We start from the raw sequence: 13,686 nt of genomic DNA, 5'->3' as shown, positions 1-13,686 counted from the left end.
TTACTTACTAGTAACCACTGGTACTAATAATTGGCTATGCTTTGTATCAATTGTATAAGTAATATTTTGATTACCGCGCACGGTCATTTCAAAATCGGTACCATAAATCACAATTCCCAATTGATGACCAGCCGTTAACTGATACAAGGTTGGTTGCAAAGTCAATGTTAAATCAACATATTCATCTGGATGCAAATCATTCACACGCCAAGCATTTTCACGATTTTGCATATTGATATGCCCAATCGTGATCATTTTATTAGGTGTTGATTTTGCCTGTTCGAATTCAACTAACGGCGTTGGCTGCCAATTGACACCACGGTCAATTTGGCTTCCCTGTGGAACAGGTTTCTTCGTTAAGCGACTAGCATCACCATAATCCACTAACATCGCACTGACTAACCCCACATTAGTTGACGATTTAATTCTTAATTGCAGCGATACTTCACCATCAATCAATAAATCTTCTTTTTGTTTTGGTTGTGAAAAGATAACACGTGAATGATCAAGCTCATGATTGTCACGATCAATCATCAATGAACGCCAGTGGTCATAATCTTTACTATACGATTCATAGGCGACTTTCGTTTGTCGATCTGTGTAATTAACTGGCGTTTGCACATTTGCTAAGGAAATTTTCGTAGGGGTCGTTGTGCCCCAGCTTTGACGAGTTTCCCAAGTTTCAGGTGTTTGGTTACTTTGCCAAGTCAAATCTGGTAATTGCGCAACAGCATCATTTTCAATACCATACAGCTTATGGCTCAACCACAGATTCATTTGATCACTAAAGTCTAATGAACGATTGTTATTGATATAGATATGTTGTCCTTGATGTAGATATAATTTCTTAACAATATCAAGTTCTTGTAGTTTTTGATAGAGACGGAATACTTGTCGTGGCTTCACATTCCAATCGTTCAAGCCATGAACCATCACAATATCGGCTTTCATATTGGGCACATTTTTTAGATAATTACGTGCATCCCAATAAGTATTATAATTACCTGTCGTGCGATCCATGTCTCTAACGGTTTGCTTCTGGAATTGCTCCCACTGTGCCTTTGTCCGATGCCAATCACCTGCATCTTGCATCCGTGAATAGACTAATTCTGCTAAAACATCCATGTCTTCGCCAGGAAAGCTACCGGGCGCAATCACAAGCCCATTATCACGGTAGTATTGATAATAATCTGAAATAGCTGCTTCAGAAATTACCGTCTCTAATCCCGCAACACCCGTAGTTGCCACAGCGGTCGCTAAGGTTCCTAAGTATGACTTACCTGTCATCGCCACTTTGCCATTTGACCAATGGGCCTTGATTGTCACACCGCTTTGACGATCAACGAAGGCTTGACGATTACCGGCCAACCACTCCACAACTGCCTGCATACTAACCACTTGCTCGGGTGAACCAGTATCTTGCATACCATCTGAATAACGAGTCCCAACCCCTGAAGAATATGCCACCGCAAAACCACGAGATAAGAAATAATTATTCAAATCCACGTGTGATTTTGAATAGAAGGTCTCAGTTGCTTCCGTTGTTTCGCCGGTTTGTTCATGGGCAGTCAATTTTTCCGGTGCACTAGACTCATACGCAATGTCCTCGTATGTTAAATTATTAGGAATTTTGCGTTGTAGTGGTTGATTAACATCGTGCAACTTTTTATCACTAACCACATCGTTTGTTCCCTGGTAGTAAGGGGATGCCGTAAACAAAGTTGGCACCTTTTGTGCTGTTGTTGGACGAATAATATCGACACGAACAAAATCTTTTACACCATCTTTATCCGTATCTAAATCCGTTTCAACATAGACAACTTCCTTAATTAATTGGTTGGTGTCAAATGTTGCTAACGCCTTACCATTAAAGAACACTGTCTGATTAGTTGGCTTGAGATACTGATGACTGACTAATTCATCAATAAATTGTAGACCACCTTTGGTATGCGTCGTTAACAGATCATACCATGCATTTAACACATCATGAGTCGACCAGTCCCCATCCTTACTAAATAACGGTAATCCAATTCTGTTTACTGCTTGTACAGAATCAGCTAAATTATAGTCAACTGATTCTTCAAAATTGAGTAATTGCAAAGCAATGGCATCAAATTCTTGATTGGTGACTTGTTTATCCGTTGCAAAAAAAGCGGCTAAATCTTGTTGTTCGTTGACCATATAATCATCAAACTTTGTTGTCACCGCAGTTGATTGCGCTGCTTGTTCTAACAGTGCTTGTAATAGTGGCACACTCCCCTTTGAAATGGCGGCTTGGATTTTTTCATCATAAAAACCAATCAACGCCAACTCATTAATTTTCTGTTCGAAAGTTCTTTTGATAACACCAAATTGATTTATTTTCATATTTCACTCTCCATTTCAGTGTTTCCATTATAACAAAGATTAAAACACAGTGAGAACTTGAGAGCGTGACACAAGTCGGTGTACAAATTGTGTTACATTAATGTTTAAACTTCTTAGTAAAAAACAGGGTTTGGAACAAAATAATCATTCCAAACCCTGCTTGCTATAAATATATTAGTTACCAGTCTATAAACTACTTGATTGTAACGTCAGTCTCGTCGCCATCAATCGTCAAAGCCTTACTTTGATCACCTGTTAGATAATCATTATCACCTTGGTCAGCACCGTTAGCATAAATACTACTATCTTGGTTAACAACCTTAATACCTGGTAGGTGGCTTTCACGTAAGACAACTTCTTGATTATCACCCTGCACATGGCTAGCTTGTTTCAACGTTAAATTGCGTGCCTTCAAATAGGCATCCCCGCTGTCCACATGTATCGTATCCGCCGTCACGTCTTGTAAGCGGTAATTACCAGCATCGCCTTGCATATTAATCTTTTGGGCGGTCAATTTTGTTAAACGTACACCACCATAATTATTATGAACTGTCACATTCTTGGCGGACACATCCTGTGTTTTCACACCACTACCTTCAGTATTAATGTTTAAGTCATCCAAATTAACCTTATATGGGACCGTCACAACAGCAGTCTGATCTGATTCTTTAAAACCAAAAACTGAATTTTTTGGCTCACGTAAGGCCAACTTCAATTCATTATTGACGGTACTTAAATCAGCGTTACCATCAAGATACTTGCCTGATACTTGCCATTGATTCCCCCGGACGATTCTCACATATGAATTCGCGCCACTATCAATTGTAACTTTTTTAAAATCTTTATTATTAAATGTTTTGTTAAGACTGTGTGTTTCGACAATCTTGGGACCATTATCCCAAGTAAATGACGTCTTAGCACCGGTTGATAGTCCAGTAATCACCAAGGCACCACCAACAAGCATCATACTACCACCAGCCATGAGTGTTGTTTTTAATCCCATTTTATTGTGCCTCCTTTACGTGATTTTTGCCTAAGTAACGATGGCCAATCCACTTCACAAATTGTACCAACATTTCAAATAACCAACGAGTCAAGCGCCAAACGATTGGTGCAAAGAAAACAACTAGACCGGTTAACAACAGACCACCACCGATAAATAGTAATCCAGTTGGCACAGACTGCCACAATAAAATAATACCGTTAACGAAGGCAAACAAACCACCAGCTAAAGTTCCGATAATCCCAACATAAATACCAAAGATAATTGCCAGGAAACCAATAAAGGCACCAATTAGTGCGAGTACTAATCCAATTGCCACGGGAATTAAAATTGGTGACGCAAACAACCCCAAAACAATTAACCAGATTAAGGTCACGCGGTTTTTTGTTCGTTTGCTAGTTGGCATATCTTCATCTGCTACTTCATCACTTTCAATGAAATATTCAATTTTTAATGAGCGCGCAAATTGCTTTGGTGAACCATACTTTTCTTTAACTTCTTCCATCGTATAGCCAGCATCTAACATTTGCTCTTCATAAAACTGTAGTAACTCTTCACGTTCATCAGCAGGAATATCATTCAAATATGATCTAACTGCTGTTAAATATTCTTTAATCATCACTTTCCTCCAATAATGAATCCACTGCTCCACGGAAATCTACCCATGCTTGACTGATTTCATTTAAATGGGTCACACCTACTTCAGTAATGTGGTAATAACGCCGATTGCGACCTTCAAATGGCTTATCATATGTTTCTAAATAGCCATCACGTTTTAATCGTCTTAAAACAGGGTACATCGTTGATTCACTGACGCCCAATAATTCTTGCATCGCCTTAGTAATAATATAACCGTATGTATCTTCCTTGGTTAATACGGCCAATACAGAACCATCGAGTACCACCGTTGGTACTTGAATATTCATGGCTGTTCTCCTTATTTCTCAATGTTATATCTTGTATACCATTATATTATATGACGTATAATGGTATGTCAACAATAAAGATTATAATAATTGCCGTTTAAAGAAAAAAGCAACCAAATTCATGAAGAATTCAGCTGCTTAGTGTTTAAGCTATTCAATTAAATAATTCTGCTATTAGCATCATGTAACAACTAACCAAATTAACCTTTCATTTCAAGACTAAAAAGATAAGAAGTTATTTTTATACTACCAATGACCTCAATTATTAATCGTTCTTCTTAAATTTACCCATAAAGTCTAAAACAATTAACATTAGTACCCAAAATATGACAGAAACACTAACAGCATTAGTAATGCTTTGCTCATAACCTATTAAATTAGTAAAAAAATAATACGAAAAACCAAATATTATTGTTTCTAAATCAAGGCGTAAAAATTCACGCACCCATTTACTCATATATCGTCCCCCCCTCATTAAACCTACAGTGTTTAAATTAGCTAGCTGTCAATTCAATTATCTTGTTATGATAATGCTCTGAATAAGTCAAAACACAAGCTAAGATATTATCACCTTCTTCTGTTGACAGTATAACATTAATTAATTCTCCCATTTCAATATGCATAACAACTTTGTTTTTGGGACCATGCTGTTGGTCAATGTATTGTAATATCTTTGATTCTGCTTTAGGATCTGAAGTTAATTCAGCAAGACAGTCATGTAAGTCAAAATTATTTTCGACCATAATTGAAATACCACCTCCTCACAAATCTACAAAAAAGTAGCTGAATTCTTTAAAGAATTCAGCCACTTGATTTATAGTTTATTTGATTAAATCATTTTATGCCAAAATTAATTAGCTTCGTTAACTAATTAACCAAACATCTGTCCAAGACTTTGGAAGACTAATTGGATATTCAATCCTGTCAAAACAACAAAGACAATCCATGCTAACCATGTCATCCACTTTGAGTTGGCAAAGTCTTCACCCATAACCTTCTTTGAAGATGTGAACGCAATTAATGGTGCCATCGCAAATGGCAAAGCAACTGACAAGAAGACTTGAGAATAAACAAGTAATTGATCAAGTTTTCCTTCGTCACCACCATAAATCAACGTAAAGGCAACAACTGGAATCAAAGCCAAACCACGAGTAATCACACGACGTAGCCACATTGGCACCTTCAAGTGTAAGAAACCAGTCATGATAACTTCACCAGTCAACGTTCCAGTAATTGTTGAATTTTGTCCTGATGCTAGCAAAGCAACCGCAAATAACGTTGATAGAACTGGTGATGCAATGGCACCAGCAATTGAACTATCACCTAGTGCATTATACATTTGACCGAAAGTACCAACTTGATCACCATGTCCGAAGAACAATGATGCTCCCAAAATCAATAGGAATGAATTAATAACAAAGGCTAATGACAATTGGATATTTGAATCCCAAGCCATAAAACGAACACCCTCTTTTAACTCTTCCTTGTTTTTACGACTCACTTGACGTGTTTGTGAAATTGATGAATGCAAGTATAGGTTGTGTGGCATAACCGTCGCACCAATAATACCTAAGGTCATGACTAATGGTGAATCAGCACCATGAATACCGTGTGTGCTAACTGTTTGTAATTGTGGTAAGTAACCACCAAACAAAGCTGCTAAATTAGGATTTGATGAAACTACTAGATATCCGAAAATAAATAAGATAGTTAAAATAAGTGTTACAACAATTGCTTCGATTTTTCGGAATCCAAAACGCATTAGTAACAATAGCAACACAACATCCAATGCCGTCGTTAACACAGATGCAATCATTGACCAACCGAACAACAAGTGCAAGGCAATCGCACCACCGATAACCTCGGCAATATCCGTTGCCATCAAGGCCAACTCACTAATAATCCAAAGGATGATACCACCGGTCTTGTTGGTACGGTTACGAGTCGCTTGAGCTAAGTCTTCATGCTTAACCATTCCCAACTTACCAGCCATATATTGTAGCATCATTGCAATCAGTGATGAAATCAAGACAACTGAAAGTAATGTGTAGTGGTACGTTGCTCCACCAGTTACAGAAGTGACCCAGTTACCAGGGTCCATATACCCAACGGCAACTAATGCCCCTGGTCCTGAAAATGCCCACAGTTTTCTCCAAAAAGAGCCACCTTTTGGTACAGATACAGAACCATTGATATCGCCTAAACTATCATCCGCAGCTGCATCTTGTACCAGCCCTTTGTTTTTTGTCACTTCTTTTTCAGTCATGACAACCTCCCATAATACGTAATATGCCGTAATAAGGTCAGTCCCAGTGTACTATTTACTTTTGTATATAGTGCTAAGTAGAATTCATAAAGAATTTCGTTCAACTTGGTTGTTGAAAGCTTATGACTTATACTTAACCGGGGCGCTCCTTACCCGTCGACAATATATTACTCGCTTACGCCCCCAGTTGCAACTATTTTTTTGCTTATTTTTATTTTTTTTACACAATAATATCAAATATTTTGCCCAAAAGTGGTTTTAATTTTTATTATCAATTAAAAATTAAAACGTTTACAAAAAAACTTAAGTTAAGTAATGCCTAACTTAAGCCGTTTTCTATCATAAATTGGTCATTTAACCACGCAGCGTGTTTGCCATACCAATCAATAGTTTACGCATGAATTGGTCACCAGCAATTAAATATTTTGGATGTGACTTACGCCGTAACATTGCCCCAACCTCACCTTTAGTTACTTTGAAATCAGCAGCTTGCCAAAAATCAAGTAAATCTTCAGTTGTGTACGCCATAGCAATCTTTACCTTTTTAATAACGACATTATTAATATCGTTATCGCGTTGCATACTATAGTCCGGTGCAGCAATCGACCCATCTGGATTCTTTTTATGTCCTCGCTGAGAGATAATCAATCCGTTCAAAAACTTTTCCAGGTCATGTCGTGATAGCTGAGCATCTCTGGCACTATCTTGGGTTGGTTTAGCCATGATTGCTAAATAGGTTAGCTTATCAAGAGTCAAACCACCTAGTTCAAAAATAGTCATCATGTCCTTACTATTAATATTGAAAATATATTGCAATCTACGAATAATATCGTTGTTGTGCATAATTGATGTTATACTTCTTTCATTTTTTTAAGTGTGGGGATCGATGGTTGGGCACCTGCACCTTGCACAGTTAATGCGGATGCTGCACTAGCAAAACGAACGCTTTCAACAAGATTGGTCATATCAGGCGCTAATTTAGTCGCCAATGCGCCAATAAAAGTGTCACCTGCTGCTGTTGTATCCACAGCTTTAACCTTCAAGGCCGGCTCGAAACCATGATGACCATCAGCCAACTGATAATACGCACCACGCTCACCTAGAGTAATGATAACATTTTTAGCACCCATCTCTTGCATTTTATTAGAAGCATTGGTCATCGATATATCATCATTAACTGGAATACCCGTAATGATTTCGGCCTCAGTTTCGTTAGGTGTAATCAGATCAGTTAACCCCAATAATTCTTTTGGAATTTCTTTGTGCCCGGGTGCTGGATTTAGAATCGTCATGACCCCCGCTGACTTAGCAAGTTTAAACGCTTGCAGCGTTGCCACAATCGGTGTTTCAAATTGTGCGACCAAGACTTCTGATGATTGAATCGTTTTTTCTGCCTCATCAACATTTGTTTCACTAACTTGTTGATTCGCACCACCTAAAATAAGAATCGTATTGTTCGAATCGCTTTCCAATAAAATATAGGCGGCTCCGGTACCAACATTGGCAAGTTGGGCAATGTGTGTGGTATCGACACCATCTGCTTGCAAGGCATTCAGTAGCAACTCACCGTTCTGGTCTTGACCAACAGCACCGATAAAATGCACTTGCGCACCTAAGCGCTGGGCAGCAACTGCTTGATTGGCCCCCTTACCCCCTGGTGCGGTTGAGGCATCAGACATGGCCATGGTCTCACCCTGTACTGGCAAGTGATCAATATGCAAAATCGTATCCGAATTCAACGACCCCAGAACTGTTACTTTTCTTGTCATAGCTCAATTCTCCTATAAATAATTATTCAAAAAAATTGTTTATTTTCAAGTTAGTTATCTAGAAAATAAACAATTCTTGTCCCTCAAATTTTATCCCTTCAAAATAGCATCAATTTTTGCTAATTCTTCGGTAGACAACGTCATATTATCAGCAACCTTGACATTATCCAATAAGTGATCAACTGAAGAAGCACCAATGACGATTGATGGCACACGTTTATCACGTAGCAACCAGGCCATTGCTAGTTGTGCTAAGGTTTGTCCACGATCAGCTGCCACTTTATTCAACGCGTTAAGCTTTGACACCGTTCCCTTGGGATCATCTTTGATGAACGCATTGGTACGATGCAATGGCATGTCAGCTGGGAAACCATCCAAATAACGATCCGTTAACAAACCTTCTGCCAATGGACCATACGCAATCAATCCAGCATGATGTTGTGCCAAAGTAGCCAACATATCCGTATCTTCAGCTTCTCGATTAAACATATTGTATGACATCTGATTACCAATAAATGGTGTGTGTAATTCATCAAATATTTTACTAATCTCAGCCACTTGTTCAGTCGTGTAATTTGAAACCCCAACATACAGAGCTTTCCCTTGGCGAACCATTAAGTCTAAGGCTTCAGCTGTTTCACGTAAGTTCGTCTCTGGATCCCAACGGTGCGCATAAAAAATATCAACGTAATCTAAATGCATCCGTTGTAATGATAGATCTAAAGCAGCTGTTAAGGTCTTTTTACCTGAAAACTGTCCCAGTGGTCCTGGCCACATATGGTAACCAGCTTTAGTGGTGATGATCAATTCATTACGGTAAGGATGTAAATCTTTTTTATAAACTGCACCAAATGTTTCTTCCGCAGTCCCATCGGAAGGACCATAATTTGAAGCATTATCAAAAGAAAAAATACCATTATCAAATGCTTTTAACATCACTTCTCTTGAATTAGCTAGCGGCTTTTGATCTCCTAAATTACGCCACAATCCAAATGACAAGGCTGGTAAAATCAATCCTGAATCGGCAACCCGACGATATGGCATAACTTCATAACGATTTTCTGATGCTGCGTAGACCATTATGGTACCTCCTAATTTTTAAATGCGATTATTTATAAATTAACTTCTGGCTTATTTTTTGAACGTAATAGTACATCAATCTGTTTGTTCTCATGAATGCGGTTAATAGCTTCGGCAAACAAAGGTGCAACAGATAATGTCGTGAATTTTGAACTTTGCTTCTCTTCAGGGATACGTAAGGTGTCCGTAAAGATACAACGTTCAATATTGTCATCTGCTGCCAAATTTTCAGCTGCTTGACCTGAAAGAACTGGGTGTGTTGCAGCAACGTAAACTTCAGTGGCGCCATTAGCCAATAACGCTTTAGCAGTCATCTGCACACGGTAGCCAGTATCAATAATATCATCAACAATGATTGCCCGACGTCCTTTGACATCACCAACAATTGCATCATCAGACTCTGGGTTAGTCATTGCGACATTATCGTTGACAACTCCCCAAGGAGCACCAAGTAAGTCAGCAAATTTACGGGCACGACCAGCTCCGGTGTGATCTGGTGAAACAACAACCAAATCATCTAATAAATTCCGGCTGTAAAAGTAGTCTGTTAATAATGGTGCCGCTTGCAAATGATCAACTGGCATATTAAAGAAGCCTTGTAATTGCGCTGCGTGAAAGTCCATCGAAACAACCCGGTCAACACCATTCATTTCAATAAGTGACGCAACCATTTTAGCAGTAATCGGTTCTCGTGATTTGGCTTTACGGTCTTGGCGAGCGTAACCAAAGTATGGAATAACAAGCGTAATTTTCGCCGCAGATGAACGTCGTAAGATATCCACAACAATCATCATTTCCATAAATGCATCATTTACTTCCTCTGCAATTGGTGCAATAACGTAAACATCATCGCCACGGATACTTTCTAATATTCGTTCATAAATTTCGCCGTCCGCAAAGCGCTTGATATCTAACTGTGTCAACGGCAAATGCAATTCTTCTGCCACTGCATCTGCTAAATCATGATTCGCAGTTAGCCCTAACAACTTTATTTGAGATTTCACGAGTGATTTCCTCCATTTCTCACCACCATCTGTCGTTAAATCTATTTTAACAAAATAAAACCGGTTACGGTATGCTTTATACCATTAAAGCCTGAGTTGTTCTGATGATGTGTTAGCCCAATAGAATTTATTTGCAAATTAAATACATTCCCACTATACTTAAACAAGCGAATCAAACAAGCTGGGGTGCCATTAAGCTGGCTGAGATAATACCCATAGAACCTGAGCAAGGTAATGTTGCTAGGGAGCTTGGTTTGTTTACCATGACAGTAAACAAGCCCCAGTATCAATGATTAGTGTGTAAGCGCTATCGATACTGGGGCTTTTTTTGTTACCAAAGCTTCGGCGATTCGACCACATTTTATTTTAAGGAGGTTTGCAATTATTATGCAAACAGTTACTGAGTCTAAGGTTAAATGGTCATTACGTGATGTGATTTTCTTAGCCATCATCGCCATCTTTTTTGGGGTCATTTTTGAGGTCTGGAGTGCTGCTTATTATGCCGTTGCTGCTACTCCACTAAAGCCCTACGCAAATGATTTAACATTAGGTGTCTGGTTGATGGCTGGACCATTAGCTGGGGCTATCCTACAAAAGGTCGGTAGTTCAACTATTGGTGAAGTATTAGCAGCAGCTGTTGAAATGCTATTATTCTCAAGCTGGGGAGCTGCTAATTTGATTTCCGGTTTTGTCCAAGGTATTGGTACAGAACTCGGATTTGCTGCGACTGGCTACAAAAACTGGGATAAATTAGGCATTAGTCTTTCTGTATTAACGACAACGATCGTGACATTCATTTGGGACCTCTTCAATAGTGGTTATGCAGATTACAAGCCAAGTTTGATGATTACCCTATTTATTATTCGTTTGATTTCTGCCGGTTTCTTTGGTGGTGTATTAGTTTACTTTATCAAAAAGCTTGTTGCAAAATCTGGATTACTAAAACGTTAAGCTTATGACAAAATTACAAGTTGATCATCTAAGCTTTGCCTATCAAGCTGACCAACCCAACGTATTAAATCAGATTAACTGGGTTCCCGAAACAGGATCTTTTAACTTATTGATTGGCCCTTCTGGTTCAGGTAAATCGACCCTGCTGAAAGCAATGGCTGGATTACTACCAAAATTTGGTGGGGTCGTCACGGCTGGTCAGGTATTATTAAACGACGAACCTATTCAACCATTAGCACCTTTCGAACGGGCAAAACGAATTGCCATGCTCTTCCAAAATCCAGACCGTCAATTCGCGATGCGGACAGCACGACTACAATTGGTATTTGCTTTAGAGAATTTACAATTGCCAACTGAGGTTATTAATCAGCGAGTAGCATTTGCTATCAATGCGCTCCATCTAGAGCAAATTGCTGACCAAGATTTATTGACGTTGTCTGGTGGTGAAAAACAACGCGTTGCCTTGGCCATTATTTTTGCGATGGACAGTGATATCATCTTACTTGATGAACCATTTGCCAGTGTTGATCCAGCCGCACGTTTATCACTACTGACGGATTTGAAAAAAATGCAACTAGAGCAGCACAAAACGATCATTATCTCTGATCATGACTTATCTGGTTACCAAGAACTCGTTGATTACCTATTTGCTATCGATACTGATTCGGGCACATTAAATCAACAATCACTGTCAAAATTAGTTAATCTCCCTGCTCAAACACCTTTTTATGGTGTTCCTAAAACTGATGGTCATCTACGCTGGCAAGAATTGACACTGACTGTGGGCAAAAGTCGGCAATTGTTAATCAATAGTGACTTTACTTTACCGACTGGACAAATCGGCTTATTGTCTGGTGCAAACGGTATCGGTAAATCAACTTTATTTAAGGCACTTAGTCACCAAGTCAAATATAACGGGCAAGTGACTTGGGATGATCAAGATACAGCCAAAATAAAGCTAAAAAATTGGGCAAAAAAAGTTGCGTTGATTTTTCAATCGGCTAGTGATCAATTTGTAACAATGACCGTTCAAGAAGAAGTCACGTTGTCACAACAGCATAGTTTAGCAACTGATTATTGGACAGATGAGCGTATACAAACAGCTTTAGAAAATTTACACTTAAATCATCTAACTGAACATGTGGTCTATCAACTATCTGGTGGTCAACAAAAGAAGTTACAAGTGCTCAGTATGTTGATTATGGGGCAACCAATTCTATTGTTGGATGAACCACTGGCTGGTCTGGATATTGATTCAGTAAACACAGTGATGACATTAATTAACCAGAGTATTCACGAAACTGACCAAAGTGTCCTGATGATTTCTCATCAACGTGCCGGTTTGGCTGATTTTATTGACTATGAATTGATTTTTAAGAATCAACAATTACAACTTGTTGGGGAGGCGCCAAATGCTTAAATTAAATCCAACAATTCTTGTCTTCATTATGCTCGGCATTGGTATTGAAACTTCATTTGTCCGTTCCGTTATTCTCAACGGAGTCATTGCGCTCATTAGTTTAATTTATCTATTACTCCAACGACCAAACTTAAAAATTGTCGGCCTGATGCTGATAATCTCGATTCCCGTGGCCTTTGGAACTTGGTGGTCATTTATTGCCTTTGGTACTGGTGACACACATCACCTGGCACTGGTCTATGCAACTCGTTTATACGCCTACCTCCTTTTGGGAGCCGCTGTCACGCTAACTGTCAATGTGAAAGATTTACTGTTCAGCTTGAATCAGCATGCAAAGTTATCTAATACTTTTACTTATGGTTTATTAGCTGCCTTTAACTTAGTGCCACGTGTCAGACGACAAGTGCAAATCATTCGATATGCTGGTGCCTTGCGTGGGATTACTTATCATTTATGGCAACCTCAGATCTATTTCAAAGCGATTCTAAGTGCCCTACATTGGTCGGATGACTTGGCAATTGCCATGACTTCTCATGGTTTTTCGGAAGGTTTTCCACGAACACAGACTGTACAAGAACACTTACCAAAATGGCAATGGGGCCTCGTCTGCCTGTTAATCTTGGCATATCTTTTAACTGCGATTATCATCAAGCCTTGGTAAACAAGAGCGTGACAAAAGTCGTTTTAAAGCTAGCGTGTCACGTGATTTTCATCATTTTTGGCCGTAGCATAAACTTCGTTATACAATATACTTTCAGAAAAAAGGTTGGAACTGAACTGAACCCCAAAAATTGGAGAGAAGTTTAAGCAACTAGCTGGTCGGAAAGACTTCGGTATTGAACCGGAGTTTTTCCGGCCAGCTTTGTTTTAATCCGTTTATTGTTGTAGTAATAGATATAA

15 protein-coding genes and 1 riboswitch are annotated in these 13,686 nt (G+C 38.9%); of the genes, 3 read left to right on the top strand and 12 right to left on the bottom strand.

Annotated elements, in window-relative coordinates:
* The 11 genes from NGR58_RS00075 to NGR58_RS00025 form a co-directional block, all read right to left on the bottom strand.
* Positions 1-2,367 carry a Xaa-Pro dipeptidyl-peptidase gene (locus NGR58_RS00075; RefSeq protein ID WP_258087723.1) on the bottom strand — a complete coding sequence of 789 codons (2,367 nt, stop codon included), beginning with the start codon at positions 2,365-2,367 and terminating at the stop codon, positions 1-3.
* Positions 2,368-2,560: 193 nt separating this feature from the next.
* A complete protein-coding gene (locus NGR58_RS00070; RefSeq protein ID WP_115471464.1) occupies positions 2,561-3,370 on the bottom strand; it encodes a DUF4097 family beta strand repeat-containing protein in 810 nt (269 codons plus the stop codon).
* Position 3,371: 1 nt separating this feature from the next.
* Entirely contained in the window at positions 3,372-3,989 is a 618-nt protein-coding gene (locus NGR58_RS00065) for a DUF1700 domain-containing protein (protein WP_115471463.1), read from the bottom strand.
* Positions 3,982-4,296 (bottom strand): PadR family transcriptional regulator, encoded by a 315-nt coding sequence (locus NGR58_RS00060; protein ID WP_258087722.1) that lies wholly within the window; start codon positions 4,294-4,296, stop codon positions 3,982-3,984. The genes NGR58_RS00065 and NGR58_RS00060 overlap by 8 nt, the downstream gene beginning before the upstream one ends.
* 265 nt (positions 4,297-4,561) lie before the next feature.
* The gene (locus NGR58_RS00055; RefSeq protein ID WP_115471461.1) at positions 4,562-4,753 is read right to left on the bottom strand and encodes a hypothetical protein; all 192 of its coding nucleotides are present in this window, start codon (positions 4,751-4,753) and stop codon (positions 4,562-4,564) included.
* A 37-nt stretch (positions 4,754-4,790) separates the two neighbouring features.
* Positions 4,791-5,039, bottom strand: coding sequence for a hypothetical protein (locus NGR58_RS00050; protein WP_258087721.1), 249 nt, complete (start codon positions 5,037-5,039; stop codon positions 4,791-4,793).
* Between the two features lie 128 nt (positions 5,040-5,167).
* Complete coding sequence (locus NGR58_RS00045) at positions 5,168-6,562, bottom strand: Nramp family divalent metal transporter (protein ID WP_258087720.1); 1,395 nt, start codon at positions 6,560-6,562, stop codon at positions 5,168-5,170.
* 354 nt (positions 6,563-6,916) lie between these two features.
* Positions 6,917-7,405: a DUF1456 family protein gene (locus tag NGR58_RS00040; RefSeq protein WP_115471458.1), complete on the bottom strand. Its 489-nt coding sequence runs from the start codon at positions 7,403-7,405 to the stop codon at positions 6,917-6,919.
* Positions 7,406-7,413: 8 nt separating this feature from the next.
* Positions 7,414-8,331 (bottom strand): ribokinase, encoded by a 918-nt coding sequence (rbsK, locus tag NGR58_RS00035; protein ID WP_258087719.1) that lies wholly within the window; start codon positions 8,329-8,331, stop codon positions 7,414-7,416.
* A 90-nt stretch (positions 8,332-8,421) separates the two neighbouring features.
* Complete coding sequence (locus tag NGR58_RS00030) at positions 8,422-9,411, bottom strand: aldo/keto reductase (RefSeq protein ID WP_115471456.1); 990 nt, start codon at positions 9,409-9,411, stop codon at positions 8,422-8,424.
* A gap of 32 nt (positions 9,412-9,443) precedes the next feature.
* Entirely contained in the window at positions 9,444-10,415 is a 972-nt protein-coding gene (locus NGR58_RS00025; RefSeq protein WP_258087718.1) for a ribose-phosphate diphosphokinase, read from the bottom strand.
* Between the two features lie 172 nt (positions 10,416-10,587).
* Positions 10,588-10,679, top strand: a riboswitch (TPP riboswitch).
* Positions 10,680-10,802: 123 nt separating this feature from the next.
* Between NGR58_RS00025 and NGR58_RS00020 the strand changes: the two genes are divergently transcribed.
* The 3 genes from NGR58_RS00020 to NGR58_RS00010 are packed head-to-tail and all read left to right on the top strand — an operon-like array spanning position 10,803 to position 13,447.
* A complete protein-coding gene (locus NGR58_RS00020; RefSeq protein WP_258087717.1) occupies positions 10,803-11,366 on the top strand; it encodes an ECF transporter S component in 564 nt (187 codons plus the stop codon).
* 4 nt (positions 11,367-11,370) lie between these two features.
* The gene (locus NGR58_RS00015; RefSeq protein ID WP_258087716.1) at positions 11,371-12,786 is read left to right on the top strand and encodes an ABC transporter ATP-binding protein; all 1,416 of its coding nucleotides are present in this window, start codon (positions 11,371-11,373) and stop codon (positions 12,784-12,786) included.
* Positions 12,779-13,447 carry an energy-coupling factor transporter transmembrane component T family protein gene (locus NGR58_RS00010; protein ID WP_115471452.1) on the top strand — a complete coding sequence of 223 codons (669 nt, stop codon included), beginning with the start codon at positions 12,779-12,781 and terminating at the stop codon, positions 13,445-13,447. The genes NGR58_RS00015 and NGR58_RS00010 overlap by 8 nt, the downstream gene beginning before the upstream one ends.
* A gap of 142 nt (positions 13,448-13,589) precedes the next feature.
* Here NGR58_RS00010 and NGR58_RS00005 read toward each other — a convergent pair.
* On the bottom strand, positions 13,590-13,686 hold a 97-nt coding region (locus NGR58_RS00005), incomplete at its 5' end, for an IS3 family transposase (protein ID WP_133296300.1).

Origin of the sequence: Weissella fangxianensis, from assembly GCF_024718545.1 — a bacterium.
In the GTDB taxonomy this organism is placed as follows: Bacteria; Bacillota; Bacilli; order Lactobacillales; family Lactobacillaceae; genus Weissella; species Weissella fangxianensis.
The sequence above is the reverse complement of the archived record's forward strand: the minus strand, read 5'-3'. Positions and strand labels throughout refer to the sequence as shown.